Consider the following 18657-nt stretch of genomic DNA (forward strand, 5'->3'; position numbering starts at 1 on the left):
TGAACAATGTCGATGTCATATGTGCCAAAAAAAACACTTTTAATAGTTTTCTTACCATAATTATTGAGACTAGTACACTTTCTTTAATTACTCCTACTATTAATGTTCTTTTGTATAAATATGAATGCCGATTTTTACCAAAAAAATATTTTCTCAATATAAATAGATCAAGTGTTTTGATCAAAATCTGTTTAATCTTCTTTTCTGCCTAAATTAAAATTTTTCTTAAGCAAAATTCTACTTAAACACTCATTTTATGATAAATGATTTTTTATTGAATATTTCTAACTCTTGAGTCATACAATTCATTAAACCACATATTTTTAAACATAGTGTTTATCTTATCTTCTGTCATTTTGTTGTAAAACTCTAGTTTCTTATCAATAAAGTTTAAAAGCTCAGAATCTATTTCTTCATTAAACTTATCTTTAATATTATCTCTAGAGTTTACATTATTAAAGAAGGACATCAACTCCTCATTGGCATATATATTTTCCTTCATTTTCTTAAACTCAACCTTATCTTCTTCGGTTAAATCAATACCATAAGTATCGTTTAATACTTTGATTATCTTGGTAAGGAAATCATATTCATCTTCTGTATTAGATGATGCGCCACCAGGATTTAACCTTAGGTGTTCTCCATCTTTAGATTCTAATTGTAAATGTTGTGTATATTTATATTGTATTTTATAACTATCGAGCTCTACATCGTTTACCACATGAAGCGGGAGATTAGATTTCGCATATGGTAATACTTTTATAAGAGCTGTTAAGAAAATATACACCTTTTCTAGCTCAACATCTTTATAGGTGATTATTTGACTTAAGAATCGATACAGTTTAACATAAGATCTCGCTGCACTTTTAAAATCAGCTTGTTCTTCATCATTAAATTGATCTTCAAAACGATGAACTACTTCTCTTAAAATAGGTTGTAATTCCTCAAAATTATCTGAGCCTTTAAAAAATATTTCAGCAAAAGCTTCTATTTCTTGTGGATAGTACAGCTCAAATTTTTCAACTAGATTTAAGCTGTCATAAATTGCATCTAGTTCAGTTAGGTTTTCCTTTGTTATATAATTCTTTCCATAATATTGTTGAAAATCAGCTTGTACATCCTCTGGTTCATTGACAAAATCTAAAACCATGGTAGAATCTTTCCCTAGTGCTTTTCTATTTAGCCTAGATAGAGTTTGAACTGTGCTCGTTCCTCCAAGTTTTTTATCAACAAACATCGTATGCATCATTGGTTCATCAAACCCTGTCTGAAATTTATTCGCTACAATTAAAATTCTATATTTAGGTAATTTCAAAGCATCTGGTATACTTATTCTACCTCTTAAATCATTCATTTTAGACTCTGTATATTCTTCACCTGTTTCATCATCTTTCACTGTACCAGAAAAAGCAACTAAACATTCATAAGGCAATTTCATCTCTCGCATTATATCGTCGAACTTTCGTTTGAAACGTACGGCATGTAAACGAGATTTAGTTACCAACATAGCTCTTGCCTTACCTTGTATTTGGTTTTGAGTTTCGGTTGCAAAATGTTCTAGAATAATACGTGCTTTCTTCTCAATGGCATGATCTTGTAAATCTACATAGTTACCTAAAACACGAACTGTCTTCTTTTTTTCATATTCCTTATCATCTATATCACTACGTTTTATAAGTTTATAATAACGTTTAAACGACATATAATTTTCTAAAACATCCAAAATAAAGCCCTCTTTAATGGCTTGTTCCATGGTATATGAATCAAAAGGCTTCTTATCGCCATCCGAAGCTTGTACAGATCCAAACAATTCTAGAGTTTTAGGCTTTGGTGTTGCTGTAAAAGCAAATTGAGAAATATTAGGTTGCTGTCCCTTTTTGCTTATTTCATCTGTGATAACTTCATCTAAGTCTTTTTCTACCGTATCCTTTTTTGCAGCTTCTTCTAAACTTAAAGCTTTTCGCATATGTCTCGATGTTTCCCCAGACTGTGAACTATGAGCTTCATCGATAATTATAGCATAATTTCTATTTGGAAATTCAGAGGTTGCATCAGATATAATTGGAAACTTTTGAATGGTGGTAATTATAATTCGTTTCCCTTCTTTTATGGCTTGTTTTAAATCTTGTGCTGTTTTTTTCTCATCAACATACTCAACCATTCCTGGAATATTATCTATCTGACGTATATTTTCCTGAATCTGTGTATTTAAAACACGCCTATCGGTAACCACAATAATAGAATCAAACAAGGCCTTTGTGTCTGTATAACTTTGGTAAAAATTTGCCAAACGGTATGCCAACCATGTTATGGTATTCGATTTACCCGATCCTGCTGAATGCTGTATTAAATAGTTTTTTCCTGTTCCATCGGTTTTTAATTGTTCTAATAAACGTCTTACAGCTTTTAACTGATGAAATCTAGGAAAAAGTAGTTTGATAGATTTCTTTTCTACAACCGTTTTGGTCTTTTCATCATATATTTTATCAGTATCTTCTTGAAGGTTAATATAATTTTGTACCAAATCTAATACTGAGTCTTTTCTTAAAATATCCTCCCAAATATATGAGGTTGCAAACCCTGAATTGTTTTCGTTTCTTACCCCTTTGTTAAACGGTAAAAAGAAGGTTGACTTACCACTTAAACGCGTAGTCATAAAGATTTTTTCGGTGCCTATAGCAAAATGAACTAAACAACGCTGAAACTCCAATAATGGTTCGCCTTTAGGGTCTCTGTCTTGCATATATTGCTTAATGGCATTGTGATGATTTTGCCCTGTTAAAGCATTTTTTAATTCGGCTGTGACAACAGGAATACCATTAATAAAAAAACAAAGGTCTAACTCATTATTGTTTTTTGTTGAATAGGCCAATTGCCTAATAACAGACAATTTATTTTTACGATACCAATCTTCGTGTTCTGGTGTTTTATTATTCGATGGTTTAAAATACACCAAATCTAAACGCTCTCCAGCTATACGTAGTTTATTACGAAGGGTTTTTAAGGTTTTGTTATTGCGTAAACTTTTGGCTACAACTTCAATGATTTTATCATCGGTTTGTTCAGCAAAATGTTGTTCTATTTTTTGATACTTGGCAAGCTGGCTTTCTTTTATAAATTGAAGAACATCGTAGGATATTAAACATAGCTGTTTATCGTAATTATTTTTATGCACCAAAGTGTAATCATTTACCTTTTGAGTTAAATAATTTACTATATGATCTTCAAAATGTATTTCTTTAGTTCCTCCTGCCATTATTAAAATTTTATTGTTTAGGTGCTACCCAATCTCTAACATCTATTTTACCTGTTACTGCTTCTGAAATTAAAGATTGACGATATTCTTTAAGTTTTTGGATTGAAGTTTGAATTTTCACGATACTATGAGCAAATTGGTCAACTTTAGATTTAATAAAATCTTCTATTTTATTTTGCTCATCTAAAGGTGGTACTGTTAATAATAATTCTTTCGTTTTAGATTGATTTAATATTGCCATTGTTGACGAATTTGATTCATTTTTTATAACCTCTTTAATAGAATCTAAAAAAAATAAACCGAAAAAAGGACTTAATACATCCTCTTTAAATTGAATAGAATTAATTTGCTGATTAGAAAAACATTCTTCCACAACTATAGCAACCTTTCCAAGGGTTGCACCAATTCCAATGAGAAGAACTGTATTTTTAGGATATAGCTTAATATTTAATTCTTTAACTGCTAGTTTAGTTATTTTTTTATTAGATTTAATTAAAAAAAGTGAAATAAAATCTCCTGGTGAAAACCAATTTATACTCCCTTTATCAAAATAAAGCTTATTATTAGTTGGTGGTGTTTTTCCCGTATCTACAGAATCTGTAAGGTGCTTCAATCTTACAACCTCCCAATGCTCAGGTATTTCACCCAACCATTCAATACCACTGTCTTTAAGCTTAACCTCTTTATTTAAACCTTTTGTGACGGCTTCATTAATAATAGCTTGTCGTTGCTCTTTTAGTTTTTCTATTAAAGCTTCTTTTTTTGCAATTAATCGGTCTATTTTGTTGGTGTGGTAGTCTAGGTATGATACTATTTGGACTTGTTCATAATCACTGGGACATAATATAAAAGTATCTTTTAAAATCCTATTGGTTATACTATAGACTTTTACCCCTTTAACCAACCTTTGAATTTGTGACCTATAATAAATTGAATCAAATAAATATGCAAAAAATCTATTTTGACAAACTTGATTTGGACGAATAACTATAGTATGATAACCAGCAAAAGTGTCAACATCTGAATTAAGATATGTGAAGTTTCCAGAACCTTTTAAATCTTCTGATGTGTCTGCAAATACAAAATCGCCTTTTTTTAACAAGGCATTACTATTATTTATTAAATAATTCTCAGAAACAGATTTCAGATTATGGATTTCAGGAATTAATTCAAAACCAAATTTAGAATGGATATCTCCATAGCTTACACATGGAATTCCTTTATCTAGTAAGTTAGATTTCGTTATACTTAATCCTTTAAAATTGGTGAAAAAATATTTAAATCTTGAAACTTGCCAATCTGTAGGTATTCTTCCATAACTACTAACCCCACTATCTTTATATGTAATGTATGCCTTTCCCATTACTTAAATAGATCTTTTAACAGCTTAGCTATATCACTTTCTAAAACTTTGATTTCGGTCTTTATTTCACTAGAAAGTCGTAAAGGTTTATAGTTATAAAAATATTTGGTAAAATTAATTTCATAACCAATACGAGTTTTATCAAAGGCAATCCAAGCATTCGGCACATGAGGTTTTACCTCCTGTTCAAAATAGTTTTCTACATCTTCGGTTAAAGACACATTTTCAGTATCTCTTTTCTTTGGGTCGGCTTTAGGCTGTCCTTTTTTGTCAACAATGGATTTACCAGCTTCATCAACTTTAGGTTGTTCTATGGTTAATTGATAATATCCAAAATCATCATTGTTAAATATCTTAGAATGTTCGCCATCTTCAAAGCTTTGATAAAGGTTTAACAATTTAGATATGTGATCTTTGGTGATTTCATTACGCTTATTCCCTAAACTCTTTTTGTTGGGCTGGCAAAACAGGTGTTGCTCTTTGTCTTTACCGGTACCTTCTGTCTTAATGATTTCTTTAGCATCACCATTAATTAACTGTACTTTACCTTTACGGTGTGGAGCTTTATTATTGGTTAAAAACCAGATATAGGTATTTATACCTGTGTTATAGAACAAATCTTTAGGTAGGGCAACTATACACTCTAACCAGTCGTTTTCTATTATCCATTTTCTAATATCGCTTTCTCCACTACCAGCATTACCAGTAAATAAAGGAGAACCATTGGTAACTACACCTATTCTAGAACCTTCGTGCTCCATTTTAGAAAGCATATGTTGCAAGAAAAGTAATTGCCCATCACTAACTCTTGGTGTACCTGCATAAAAACGACCAGAAGGGTTTAAAGCTTCGTTTTCTATAAATTTTCGGTCTTTTTTCCAAGTTACACCATAGGGTGGATTAGCCATCATATAGTGAAAGGATTTACCAGGGAACTGATCTTCACTAAACGAGTTACCATGCTTAATATTATTAGCTTCTTCACCAGTAATTAAAGCTTCTGATTTAGCAATTGCAAAAGATTGTTCGTTTAATTCCTGACCGTAAGTAACAATAGTTGGTTTATGTTTACTGTTGGCACAAACCTTGTTTAAAATATACTTTTTACCCAAGTTTACCATACCCCCAGTACCACATGCAGGATCAAAGATTGTACGGATCACCCCTGGTTGAGCAAGTTTATCTTCTTCGCCAGCAAATAAGAAACTATTCATTATCTCAATAACATCTCTTGGGGTAAAATGCTCACCAGCTGTTTCGTTAGATTGTTCGTTTGATATTCTGATCAACTCTTCAAAAACATACCCCATTCCATGATTGTCTATAGCCTCGGTATGTAAATCTATTTTACAAATGGCATCAATCATTTCATAGAGTAACTTGTTTTTAATTAAGCGCGCTACTATTTTATCGAATTGAAAACTTTCTAATATCTGCTGAACTTCAGGATTAAAACTATTTAAATAATTGTTAAAGTTAATCTCTATGTACTGAGGCTCATCTTTTAAAGAATGTAATGTATGCTGAGAAGTATTATAGAACTTTAATCCACCAGCAGCTTTACGCAAAACAGGTACTAGCTTCTCTGAAGATAATTTATCCTTAAAGCGTTCAAAGGTTTCTCTTACGTTAGTATTAACAGGCTCTAAAATACAATCTAACCTTCTGATAACCACAAAAGGTAATACGACATCACCAATTTCATTTTTTTTGAAGGCATCTCGTAATACATCATCGGTTATTTGCCAAATAAATCCAACGTCTACTTTAGTATTTTTATCGCTCATGTAAAGGCTTTAATTCTGCTAATAATTTGTTTTGCAAATATGCGAATATTGTGGAGGAATATAAAAGATTAGAACTTCAAGAAACCAGATTTTCTATCACCTATTATATAATCTGTATTGTTTTCTTTTAAAAAATCTAATATTTCTTGAAAGTCTTTTACCCTTTGATTAGCATACTTTAAATTCTCCTTATCACCTAGACTTTCATAATTCAATTCCTTTCCTTTTGATATAAGTAGACCGCTATCATTCCAATAAGTGAATGAATCCCCGGAATTAATTCTTTTATAATTTGTCAAAATAGTCCGATCATGTTCATTGTTCGTTTTTACAATTGTAACATTGCACTTTTTATTTGTGGAGTTTTTTAATCTTTTACTTAATTCTGTTTTCACAAAATCTATTTCGTAATCTACTGCATCGGGCTTAACAAACAAAACTAAACTAACTTTATTCATTGATACTTTTGTAAGTAATTCGATTATTCCGTAGAGGTTATGAATCGTTTCATCACCGTTTTTCTTTGACAAAATATAAGGATCACAAATTATTATTTCTGTTAACGGAAGGGTATATTCCTTTAAATCTTCCCATTTTAAGAATCCTTCTTCTCCTATTCTCCACCTTTTCTTAAAAACATACCCGTCTTGATTAAGAAATATTTTCTTCGTCTCATTAATTTCGTGTCCAGGTAAAGCCATTAAAACAGCACCTGAGTTAAATAGTTTTTCTCCTCCTTCGTCATCGAGCCAATAGATCGATGATAATTGATTGGAGTCAAAACTTATAGTGGTATTGGTTTTTAATGGTCTCTCAGGAAAACTATTATCAAATGTTGTATTTGTATGTTCAACGCCACTTGTTAAAAGTGGAATTAATGAAGAAAGGTTTTTATTTTCTTTTAAAGTTTCTTTCGAAAAGTTAAAGTGAATATTAAGTTGTTCCTTTAATAGTTTTAAAATATTATCAAAAAAAGGATCTTCATTCTGTCCTAAGAAAGATTCCAAGTTGGTTTTATCAATATAAATATTCATCTACTACAATATTTTAAACGCTAATTCTGTATTTACATCAAAAAAACCACTATCAAAATCATTTTTGAATTTACCATCCTCACGGTATATTATTTCATATGGTTGAGTATTGGAATCCTTTGAAAAATAATAAACTTTAAAAGGATTTGGGTTTAACGATTTACTTTCACCATATTTATTTTCATTTGTATAAACCTGTGATTTTCTGATCATATACTCCGAATGTGTTTCTAGAATAAAATTGAAACCATATTTGTCATGTATCTCATAAAAGAAGTCTGTTAATTTAGATTGTAAAGCTGGATGTAGGTTTAATTCAGGCTCTTCAATAAGAATGGTTAATTGTTTATTATGCTTTTTATTTAACCTAATTAGACTTGCTATTTTTAATATAAGCATCATAGCCTGTAAAGACCCCATTCCTTTATCAGAGAGCGATTCAGGTTTAGTTACTCCTTTTTCAAAAACACTGAATTCATAGGCTTCACCTGCTCTCATGTTTATCTTAAAACTATCTCCAATGTCAAAACCTAAAGCCTGTCCATTTTTGTCTGATTCGGAAGACATCCATTTCTCAACAAATATCCACTCTTCTTCACCCTCTTCAATACCTAATTGATGAAATTGATGAATTGCCTGAGACAGAATATTGTTTGTATCTCTTAAATAAAATAAAGCAGATTGCTTTGTAGGATTTGCAGGTATATAATGAAAATCCTGTTGGTTTAATACATTTATTATTCTTGAAGAAAAATCGTTCAAATGTTTATTGTTTCTACTTAGAGCTAATACATTTTGCTGTTCATTTTTAGATAACTTTTCTTTTGGTTTATTTTTAGATTCTATATCATTAACCCAAATAAATTCATCAATAAGATTCTTAATAAAATTTTCAGATTGAATTTTATCTTTATTCTGTTCTAAAATAAATGAAACAGGGTATTGTAATGTATATTCACCATCACCTTTCTTTTTTATGTCTTTATTAAAAAATCTTTTAGCTGCCTTTAACTTTTCAGAGGTAGTAACCAGAGCATGTTGAAGTTTCAGAGCCTCTGGAGAACCTTCTTCTTTAATTTTTTCTCGCTCAATTCGTAATTCAGCAACTGCCTTTTCCAGCTCTTGGATTACATTACTTCTTTTACTATCTAATTCTCCTTCTTCTACAACTTTTTTATTTATTGTGATATTATCATTTAAGTAGTCTATTATTAATCGTATTCCATTTATAGAATCTTTTATACTAAATAAGTTTACTTTTGCTTTTGTATCATTTTCATTACCTGAAATAACAATCTCAAAATGAAACTCATTTATTTGATATTCAAAAGAAACTAATGGCTCTTCAGATTTATTATTTTTAGCTCTACCGAAGGTTACAATATTAGCATCTTCTAAAACTTTGTTATCAAATGCAAATGTATCAGATAGTTGGTTTTGTAGGTAATCATTAATCAATAGTATTGCTTTTACCATGGTAGATTTACCAGAATTGTTACGTCCTACCATATAGGTTATGTTTCCAAGTTCTAATTTTGGAAAGTCCTTAAATCGTCTAAAGTTTTTAAAAGATATTGTTTTAGCTCTATGATTCATTAGTTGAGAATGATTTTTATGATTTAAAGATTAAAATTAATTAATATGAAAGAATTTTAATTGAAAAAACTAGTCAATATTTATGTCAAATAGAAAATTTAAAGCATAATCAATCCCTTTGATTTACTAAGAATTAACTCGGCATCATTTTCTAAAAAGTTCGATATTTGCCCTGTCTTCAGTACAAAAGCCTTATAAACAACTGTTTATAAGGCTTTTTTTGTTTCGATGTTTTTTGTAAGTCTTTGGTTTTTATTGTTTTGAGGTTCGATAAGTGAGAAGTTACTTGTTTAGTATGTGTAGGATAATTCTTGTTTTATTTGAGAGATAATATGAGTCTTTAAATAGTTATGAAAATTAAATATTATAGAATAAAGCAAGGGGGAGAGGTTTTTTTTGTGTCAGGATATATAATAAATGAACTCATATTCTTGAGAAAATTATAGAGTGATTAATTATAATAACTGATGGTAATATCTTAAAAAATCCAATTATGAATCAAAATAATATTGACTTTTTTAACCAGAATATATATAAACAAGATTTTAAATTAGAATTATTAAAGAAGGGAAAAAAAACTAAATATAGACCTAATGATATAGTTACTTCATCGAATAATTTAGTTCCTTATGTTGGATTGATTACAGATGGGGTTATTAAAGTAACAATGCATATATCAAATAAAGAGTTTTTTCTGTATTATCTTAATGCTAAAAATAATTTTATAATTGATGATATGAATATGATATCAGGTAACCCTATGAATATTATATATACAACAATGACTAATGCTGAAATTCATTGGGTGCCTAAATATATAATTGATAAATGGCAGACAAAATATCCTAAATTTGAAAAAGCTTATTTTTTAACAATGCAAATCAATTTAGATTTAATATTAATGAATTTGAATACAATACAGTCTAATGTATTAAAAGATAGATTATTCTCGTTTTTAAAAGAAACAGCTATACAGCTAGAAACTTCTATATTTGAAATTGATATAAAAACGCTATCAAATGATATGAATACCAGTATTAGAGCTATTTTTAAAGCATTAAGAGAATTAGAAAAAGAATGTAAAATAAAACGTTTAGCTAAGGATATTGTGATTTGCGAATAAAAGAATAGCGTTTTATAAGTTTTAGCTCCTCTTTTGATTTATAAAACGATTAAACAATAAGAACAGTATTGAGTTATAATTATCCTTAATATTGTCTCTAAGTATTTTGAAGGCTTTAGTTATATGATTCTCTACTGTTTTTATTGAAATACTTAGATATTCAGAAATTTCATTATGAGTTAACCCTTCTTGTTTACTAAGAATAAAAACTTTTTTACACTTTGGAGGTAAATTCTGTATCTCTTGATTAATAATATTAATTTTCTTTTCTAATGAATTATCCTTTTCTTCAACAATAATATTATCAATTGCTTTTATATGTTCTTTCTCAAGTGAAGATAACTCTCTTGCTCCTCGGATAGAATTTAAGAACTCATTGTATACAGATTTATAGAGATAAGATTTTATAGAAAGTATATATTCAATATCCATCCTTTTATTCCACAATTTTATAAAAACTGTTTGGACGATATCTTTAGATTCATCAGGATTTTTAGTTAAGCTATTAGCATAAGTACATAATTGATGGTGGTATTTTTCCATTAAAAATGTAAAAGCTTTCTCATTTCCGGATTTTAACTCGTTTAATAATAGGTTTTTATGTTTAAATTTAGATTCCAAGAGGTGTTTGTTTGGAGTAAAATTAAAAAAATAAAAATAAAATAGGGGTAAAGGGTTTTTACTGTGTCATAATAATAGAAACTATTGTTTGATAGATGAGCATAGAAAAGAAAAAAGAGAAATTAATAATTAAATATCTGACAAATCCGTCAAATATGACAGATAAAGAATTGAATGATGTAATCGAATGGCTCAGAAATGAATCAAATAAAAAATATTTTAAAGAATATGTTAAGGTTAATTATTTGATCGATTATGCTACAATTAATTTTGATACGAATGAAGCGAAAAAACATTTAATAAGATATATAAAAAATAATCCTAAGCATAGAAAAAGAAAATGGAAACATTTTGTGTATGCAGCACTTTTTGTTGGTGTAATTGTTTCGATATCAGTTCTTTTTAAGGGTAAAGAGAATTTTTATAAAGAGACGGAGTTTACTCAAACAAATATTTCAACAGGTAGTTACAAGGCAATTTTAACATTGAATAATGGAAATGAGATTAATCTGAAAGAAGGAGAAACCTTTATGAATGATATCGTTGATAGTAATGGAGAGGGATTATTTTATAGTAATGCAATAGGTAATGATAAGTATGAATCAGAATACAATGTTCTATCAGTACCTAGAGGAGGTCATTTCTTTGTTCAGCTAATTGATGGAACTAAAATATGGCTTAATTCTGATTCAAGAATAAAATACCCAGTAAGCTTTATTAGAGGAGAATCAAGGACTGTTGAATTATTATATGGAGAAGCTTATTTTGATGTTACTTCGAGTACAGAATATGGGGGGGCAAGTTTTAGTGTTCTTCATGAAAGCCAGAAAATTAATGTAATAGGAACAGAATTTAATGTAAAAGCTTATAAAGAAGAAAAATATGCTTATACGACTCTAGTAGAAGGAACTGTAGATATAAGTACTTCTAATATTAAAAAGACTCTGAAACCAAATCAGCAATCTATAGTTTCGAAATTAGATAGAAAGGATATCACCGTTAAACCAATATCAGTTTATAATGAAATATCATGGAAAGAAGGTGTGTTTAGTTTTAAAAACAAATCGCTAAAAGAAATAATGAAGGTTTTATCAAGATGGTATGATGTCGATATAATATTTAAAGATGAAAAAATAGCAGAACTTAAGTTTACAGGAACATTAAATAAAAATCAAAAGATAGAAGATATTTTGATGACTATAAAAAGCGCGAAGTATATAAATGAATATGAAATAAATTCAAAGACAATAATAATAAAATAAAAAAGGGAACGAAGTCAAACTTTCCACGGCAGGACACCATTCCCCATAAACTAAAGAGTTTACACAAAGCTATGAAAAATAATCTTATTGCATTTTTTTATACAAAAAGAAAGAAAACAATATTTAATATTATGAGAGCAATACTATTCTTGTTTTGTACAACTCTTTTTAGTTTCACTCCTAACACGCTTTTTTCTCAGAATTATGAAATTGAGATCGATCAGGATAAGGAGATATCTGTTGATGAAATTTTTGATCTCATTAGGAAACAAACAGATTACACATTTATTTATCAATCAGATTTATTTAATAAGACTCCCAAAGTATTTTTGAATAAAGGCAAAATAAAAATAAGTGACTTACTTAAAAAAAGTCTTTCTTATGACGATTTTACGTTTAGGTTTTCAAAAAATGGATTGATTCATTTATTAAAAAAGACAATTGAAAAGAATATCAATCGACTACAAGAAGAAATAAAAGGAATAGTAACCGATCAACATGGAATCCCGTTGCCAGGGGTAAATATTATCATTAAAGGAAGACAAAAGGGAGTTCAGACTGATTTTGAAGGTTTATATTCAATTGAAGCAGTAAAAGGAGATGTTTTAGTTTTTAGTTATTTGGGAATGAGAACTAAAGAAATTTCTATTGAGAATGATAAAGAAATAAATGTAAAGTTATTAGAGGATGCTGCAATATTAGAAGAGGTTGTAGTAACGGGTGTTCCTGTTGCAATATCAAAGAAGAAGATAGGGTATACAATAGCTTCTGTAGATGAAAGTTTACTTCAAAATGCTCCTGCAACTAATATAGGTACAGCTTTAGCAGGTAAAATATCAGGTATAAATATACAGCCTAGTGGAACACCAGGAGAAGATCCGCAAATATTATTAAGAGGTATTACATCGCTTACTAGTGGAATCAATGCAGAAGCCTCTAAACCATTGATTATTATAGATGGTATTATTATTGAAAATGATCTAGGTACAAGTTTCGAGTCTAGCGGTTTTGGGGAGTCAAGTAGAGGAATAGGAAGTTCTGTTTTATCTGATATTAATTTACAAGATGTAGAAAAAATAGAGGTTGTAAAAGGTGCAGCAGCAGCTTCATTATATGGATCAAGAGCAGCTAATGGTGTTATAAATATAATCACAAAAAGAGGAGATAAAATAAAAGAAGGGCATATTTCGGTAACAATTCGTCAAGAATATGGATTTGAACAATTAATAAAATCAAGAATCCCTAAAAGAAGCAAGACACATTCTTCTTTAACTAATTCGGATGGAAGTTTACTTATAAATTTTAATAAGATAGATACAAGAAATGCAAACTCTTTAGGACGTCATGGAACATTTGGTGATGGTAGTGGTGTAGGTAGAGATTATAGTGTATATCAACCTTTTTTAAGTCCAGATGATGGGATTAGTAATAATCCATTCATTGAAAATAATAATCAAATAGAAGATTTTTTTACAGGATCAGATTTTCAAACTCAATATATATCAGTTCAAGGTAAGCATAGAACAGGTAATTATAGTACATCTTTTGAACATCAAAATACAGGAGGAGGAATTCGTAATCATAAAGGTAGTCAGCGATATAATTTCCGATTGAATTTAGATCAAAAGATGTCAGAGAAAATAAAACTTTCAAGCTCTATTTTATATTCACAATCAGAAACTGATTTACGATCAAGAAGAGTAAGAGAAGTATTATTGATGGATCCAGAAGCAGATTTATTTGGAATAAATCAAGAAGATGGTACTCCGTTTGATTTTAATCCATCTGCATTTAATTTTATCGATAGAGATGCTAATCTTGGAGTGTTGTATAATCCTTTATATGTATTAAATAATGAAGATAATACTTTAAAAAGAAACAGAATACTTGGTAATGTTTCTGGAAAATATAATATATCTAAAGGGTTGAACTTTGATGTGAAAATGAGTTATGATTTTTGGAGAGAAAAAGAAAAGCTATTTACAGATATAGGTTATTTAGCAGAAACTAATAGAGACGGATCTGTAGGGAATGGAACTTTATTTAGAAGTACTAGAGAACAACGTTCAATAATCAGTTCAGGAAGACTTACATATGTAAATAGTTTTAAGGGATTTAATCTAAGATCTAATTTACTTTATCAATATGAACAGTCAGACAATCAGGGGTTTGCTACTACAGGTGCTAATTTGGGAATACCTGGAATACAAAGTTTTGATAATATATTGCGTTTTCCACACACAGTATTAGATGATAATGGAACACCTACAGGGGCAGATGATACTGTTACAGATACTTTTAGGGACATACAATCATTCAATCAAGAAAATCAAAGGATTATAACTAAATCAGTTGCTTTAGGTTTATCAGTTGATTATAAAGATAAAATTATTATTGATGGAGTTATTAGAAACGATGCATCTTCATTATTTGGAGATAATAATAGAAACAATATTTTCGGAAGAGCATCCTTAGCATATAGATTAACAAAAGATATAAAAATTAAAGGTATTCAAGAATTGAAGTTTGCAACTTCTTATGGTACAGCAGGAACTAGACCATTATTTTTGGATAAGTTTGATATTGCACAGATAACTGATGGAGAGGTTAGTATACCGAGCAGAGCTAATAATCTTAATTTAAAGCCTAGCGTAACAAGAGAATTAGAGTTCTTATTAGAAACTAGTTTTCTAAATAAATTTGACTTACAAGCATCGTATTCTATTCAAAATAATATTGATCAAATACTTGAAGTTCCCTTGGCAGTAACTCAGAGTGGAGGATTTAGTACCATAAGAGCTAATGCAGGAGCTTTTTCATCGAATAATTTAGAATTTACATTGAATTATAACGCTCTTAAAAGCAAGAATTCGATATTGACTTTTGGATTAAATTTTTTTAAGGGATCTACTAAGCTAACAGAATATAATGGAGTAACTCAGCAATCAGGTTTGATACGTTGGTCAAGAGAATTTATAGGGAGCTCTTTAACTAACTTTTATGGAAATAGATTTGCTAAATCTCCTTCAGATTTGACAGTAAATGAAAATGGTTATGTACTTTTTAGTGAAGATCCAACAGGAAATGGATTACAATTGACTCCAGAAGATTTTGTGGTTAATTCTGAAGGATATGTAATTAGAACTGGAACCGAAAATACTCCAAGAGAAAGAGCAGAACTAATATATAGTTTAGAGGATGAAGCTCCAAAAAATGATTTTGTTTTAGGGAATTCTCAGCCAGATTTTTTTATGTCATTCATCACTAATTTTAATTATAAAGGATTCAATTTTTATACTCTAATTGAGCATCAACAAGGAGGAAATATATTGAATCTAGGTGCAGTGGATTTATGGGATAATCAATTACATCCCGTTTTTGATCAATCAAATAGACCAGAAGGCCAGCAAAAATACGATGTGTATTACAACAATATATTGAACGATGGTGATGTGAATAGTGATGTTTTTGTTGAAGATGCTACTCATTTAAGATTGAGAGAAGTAGCGATAGGTTATAAATTAAATAAGAACTTTTTAAAATCTATAGGAATAAAAGCAATAGAAGAAATAGAGTTCAATATTATAGGAAGGAATCTATTTATTATAACTGATTATACAGGATTCGATCCTTCTTCTGGGAGTATATTGTCAAGGAGAGGAACCTTAAATACACCAGCAATAAGAACATTTAGTTCTTCTTTGAGTATTAACTTTTAAAGAGATTTGATAATGAAGAAATTTTTATACATAAGCACTTTAATAATGATTTTTTCGAGTTGTTTAGGGTGCGAGAGTTTAGAAACTGAAGATTTGAATAATGGAGATTTAAGTACAGTGTTTGGAGATCCATCTCTTTATCAAGGAATTTTAGCTACTAGTTTTAATGAATGGATCAAAGCTGTGCATAATGTAGCTCCTGGAGGTATTTTATGGGGAACAGATGTTATTACAAGCAATTCTGATTTAACTTTTACGGGATTAAGCTTATCTCAAGTACCTAGAACTTCCATACCTGAGATTGGAATAGAATTTCCAAGAACAATTGTAGAACCTTTTCAACAATTGCATGGAGTTTATGGTACCGTATATCAATTACTAAGAGCTGTAGATGATGAGCTTGGAGGAGAAGTTATTGACCCTATAAATGGAACAAATATTACAAATAATATAAAAGCAAATGCAAAAGCATTGCAAGGTCTTAGTTTAGGATATTTAAGCATGATATATGATCGCTCAGCTATTTACGACGAGAGCATTTCTCCTTCAGAATTATCTTCTTTTTATCCTGAGAATTATACAATAGTACGTGATTCTGCTGTTTCAAAAATAAAAGATGCAGCTGAAATATTTGACTTAGAATCTTCGATTCAATTATTAAATACAGCAGGAATACCTAATTTGTCAGGTAGTAATGCTGCTGTTTTTTTAAGAAATTTTGCTGCTTCGTTTATTGCGCATTCAGCAAGAACATCTCAAGAAGCAAATAATTTAGATTGGAATGAAATTAAAAGATTAAGCAGTCAAAGAATCAATGAAGATATTATCGCCACAGATGTATTTAATTTTAGATTATTATTTATTCAAAGAGGTTTTAGAGGAGCAAGAGTTCATCAAAGAATTATAAATATGATGGAGGGAGGTAGCTCTGGGCCAGATGCTTTGGGATCTGGAAAAGATATTTCTCATCCAACAGCACCATATCCTTTTCCTGATGGAATTAATCAATTACCCGAAATCGTAACACCAAGAGATAGAAGATTGAATACTTTATTTCGATATAATGAAGAAAATGTTCCTTTTAATGAAGTTTTGGGGACGTACCGTTTTTCAATGTATGAATTAGACGTGATCAATGGAGATAGCCAATTTGATGCGAGAATAGCATTTAAAAATCAATTTGCCTTAGTCCATGCAGAAGCTTTAGTAAGAACAGGAGATTCTAAAATTGATGCAGCAAATATTATAAATGAGACTAGAGTTAATAATGGAGGACTTCCTGCCTTGACAGGAGAAGAAACAGAAGAAGAATTATTAAAAGCAATTTATTATGAAAAGCTTGTTGAATACAGTTGGTTTTTACCTGCACATAGTTTAGCCTATAGACGAATGACACCTATTTTAACCCAACAATTAGAGCCAGGAACGCCAAGACATTTTCCAATTCCTAAAGCAGAACAAGAATTATTAAATCTTACTCCTTATAATTTTGGAGGGATAGGGAACGAACAATAAAGAGTACAAAAGAAAAATATTATGATAATGAGATGTTTATTATGTTATTTATTGTGCACAATGATCTTTTTTTCATGTGATAAAAAAGTTGAAAATCACGTAAAGATCGATATGACTATTACAAGTGATAGTAATGATGAAATTATTATTGACTCAAAGTCTAATAAATATAAGAAAGTTTTATTTGAGAAAACTGAAAATCATTTTGTTGATACATTAAAGATTTTTTCAGGTATTTATAATCTAAGGAAAGGTAAAACTAAGACTAAAATTTACTTAGAAAACACTTATGCATTAGAAATTAGTTTAAAAGGAAATAATCTCGATAGCATTGTTTATGAAGGAGAAGGGGCTAAACAAAATAACTATTTACTTAAAAGCGAAAGACTAAATAATAAATTTTATCAAGATACAGCTATTTTTAATTTAGATAGGCAATCTTTTGATAATCAATTAGAAAAGTATGAAAAAGAGCTTAATAAGTTAATAAATGAAAATCAAATTAAAGATACTATTCTTATTCAAGAAAATAAAAGAAAAATAGCTAGACTTAAAAGGTATTTTAATGTATTATATGATAAGAAAGAATATGTAAAAACAGTATTAGCTAAGGGAGCTATAGCACCAGCATTTGAAAATTTTGAAAATTATAACAGTGGCTTCAATTCCTTGAAAGATTACAAAGGAAAATATGTATATATAGATATATGGGCAACATGGTGTAAACCCTGTTTAAAAGAATTTCCTGCACTAAAGAAAATAAAGAAACAATTTAAGAATAAAAACATAGAATTTGTTGGGATTTCTATAGACGAACCTAAGCATTATAACATGTGGAGAATGCTAATAAAAAAATACAAGTTAGAAGGTGATCAATTATATATTGGAACCGATACAGTTTTTAAACGAGCATATAGAATTAATGCAATACCTAGATTTTTATTAATAGATCCAAAAGGTAAAATTGTTTCAGCAGATGCACCTAGACCATCAAATTTAGAACTTAAAAAGATATTAGATCAAATAGTTAACTAACCCTTTAATACCATATAAACTCTTACTGTATAGTTGCTCCATTTGAAGCAGCTCTAGGGAACTTATGTTTTAATTTAAAAAAACACACAGATAGTTAAGCTTTTATAGGATAATATAAATAAGGATAGATTTTGAAAATTTTTAGAATAATTTAAATAAATAATAATATGAAAACGATTAAATTTTTTTTACTACTTACATTTTTAATGACAGTATCATTCTCTTGCTCTAATGATGATACTATAGACACCGAAGAAGAAGTTTTATTAGATGACACTGATGACACTGATGACACTGATGACACTGATGACACTGATGACACTGATGACACTGATGACACTGATGA

The 18657-nt window shown here is 29.4% G+C and carries 11 protein-coding genes; 5 read left to right on the forward strand and 6 right to left on the reverse strand.

Going from position 1 to position 18657, the window contains the following annotated elements:
* Positions 1 to 271: 271 nt before the first annotated feature.
* From ACYEKI_RS18840 to ACYEKI_RS18860, 5 genes are all read right to left on the reverse strand, one after another.
* Entirely contained in the window at positions 272 to 3256 is a 2985-nt protein-coding gene (locus ACYEKI_RS18840) for a type I restriction endonuclease subunit R (RefSeq protein ID WP_459212763.1), read from the reverse strand.
* Between the two features lie 10 nt (positions 3257 to 3266).
* Positions 3267 to 4619: a restriction endonuclease subunit S gene (locus ACYEKI_RS18845; protein ID WP_459212764.1), complete on the reverse strand. Its 1353-nt coding sequence runs from the start codon at positions 4617 to 4619 to the stop codon at positions 3267 to 3269.
* Complete coding sequence (locus ACYEKI_RS18850) at positions 4619 to 6406, reverse strand: type I restriction-modification system subunit M (protein ID WP_459212765.1); 1788 nt, start codon at positions 6404 to 6406, stop codon at positions 4619 to 4621. Before ACYEKI_RS18850 ends, ACYEKI_RS18845 begins: the two co-directional genes overlap by 1 nt.
* 68 nt (positions 6407 to 6474) lie before the next feature.
* On the reverse strand, positions 6475 to 7440 hold the full coding sequence (locus ACYEKI_RS18855; RefSeq protein ID WP_459212766.1) for a hypothetical protein: 966 nt from the start codon (positions 7438 to 7440) through the stop codon (positions 6475 to 6477).
* Positions 7441 to 7443: 3 nt separating this feature from the next.
* Positions 7444 to 9036: an AAA family ATPase gene (locus tag ACYEKI_RS18860; protein ID WP_459212767.1), complete on the reverse strand. Its 1593-nt coding sequence runs from the start codon at positions 9034 to 9036 to the stop codon at positions 7444 to 7446.
* 493 nt (positions 9037 to 9529) lie between these two features.
* On the opposite strand from ACYEKI_RS18860, the gene ACYEKI_RS18865 reads away from it, so the two are divergent.
* Entirely contained in the window at positions 9530 to 10159 is a 630-nt protein-coding gene (locus tag ACYEKI_RS18865) for a Crp/Fnr family transcriptional regulator (RefSeq protein WP_459212768.1), read from the forward strand.
* Positions 10160 to 10180: 21 nt separating this feature from the next.
* On the opposite strand, the gene ACYEKI_RS18870 is transcribed toward ACYEKI_RS18865, so the two are convergent.
* A complete protein-coding gene (locus ACYEKI_RS18870) occupies positions 10181 to 10780 on the reverse strand; it encodes an RNA polymerase sigma factor (protein WP_459212769.1) in 600 nt (199 codons plus the stop codon).
* Between the two features lie 155 nt (positions 10781 to 10935).
* On the opposite strand from ACYEKI_RS18870, the gene ACYEKI_RS18875 reads away from it, so the two are divergent.
* From ACYEKI_RS18875 to ACYEKI_RS18890, 4 genes are all read left to right on the forward strand, one after another.
* Positions 10936 to 12042, forward strand: a complete 1107-nt coding sequence (locus ACYEKI_RS18875) for a FecR family protein (protein WP_459212770.1) — start codon at positions 10936 to 10938, stop codon at positions 12040 to 12042.
* A 131-nt stretch (positions 12043 to 12173) separates the two neighbouring features.
* Positions 12174 to 15761, forward strand: a complete 3588-nt coding sequence (locus tag ACYEKI_RS18880; protein WP_459212771.1) for a SusC/RagA family TonB-linked outer membrane protein — start codon at positions 12174 to 12176, stop codon at positions 15759 to 15761.
* A gap of 12 nt (positions 15762 to 15773) precedes the next feature.
* The gene (locus ACYEKI_RS18885; RefSeq protein ID WP_459212772.1) at positions 15774 to 17276 is read left to right on the forward strand and encodes a hypothetical protein; all 1503 of its coding nucleotides are present in this window, start codon (positions 15774 to 15776) and stop codon (positions 17274 to 17276) included.
* A gap of 111 nt (positions 17277 to 17387) precedes the next feature.
* The gene (locus ACYEKI_RS18890; protein WP_459212773.1) at positions 17388 to 18311 is read left to right on the forward strand and encodes a TlpA family protein disulfide reductase; all 924 of its coding nucleotides are present in this window, start codon (positions 17388 to 17390) and stop codon (positions 18309 to 18311) included.
* Positions 18312 to 18657: the final 346 nt, after the last annotated feature.

Source organism: Aquimarina rhabdastrellae (assembly GCA_947387485.1).
GTDB lineage: Bacteria > Bacteroidota > Bacteroidia > Flavobacteriales > Flavobacteriaceae > Aquimarina.

Excerpts from the sequence above, each read along its gene's own strand:
- ACYEKI_RS18840 (WP_459212763.1), bottom strand. The coding sequence starts at position 3,256 with ATGGCAGGAGGAACTAAAGAAATACATTTTGAAGATCATATAGTAAAT.
- ACYEKI_RS18845 (WP_459212764.1), bottom strand. The coding sequence starts at position 4,619 with ATGGGAAAGGCATACATTACATATAAAGATAGTGGGGTTAGTAGTTAT.
- ACYEKI_RS18850 (WP_459212765.1), bottom strand. The coding sequence starts at position 6,406 with ATGAGCGATAAAAATACTAAAGTAGACGTTGGATTTATTTGGCAAATA.
- ACYEKI_RS18855 (WP_459212766.1), bottom strand. The coding sequence starts at position 7,440 with ATGAATATTTATATTGATAAAACCAACTTGGAATCTTTCTTAGGACAG.
- ACYEKI_RS18860 (WP_459212767.1), bottom strand. The coding sequence starts at position 9,036 with ATGAATCATAGAGCTAAAACAATATCTTTTAAAAACTTTAGACGATTT.
- ACYEKI_RS18865 (WP_459212768.1), top strand. The coding sequence starts at position 9,530 with ATGAATCAAAATAATATTGACTTTTTTAACCAGAATATATATAAACAA.
- ACYEKI_RS18875 (WP_459212770.1), top strand. The coding sequence starts at position 10,936 with ATGACAGATAAAGAATTGAATGATGTAATCGAATGGCTCAGAAATGAA.
- ACYEKI_RS18880 (WP_459212771.1), top strand. The coding sequence starts at position 12,174 with ATGAGAGCAATACTATTCTTGTTTTGTACAACTCTTTTTAGTTTCACT.
- ACYEKI_RS18885 (WP_459212772.1), top strand. The coding sequence starts at position 15,774 with ATGAAGAAATTTTTATACATAAGCACTTTAATAATGATTTTTTCGAGT.
- ACYEKI_RS18890 (WP_459212773.1), top strand. The coding sequence starts at position 17,388 with ATGACTATTACAAGTGATAGTAATGATGAAATTATTATTGACTCAAAG.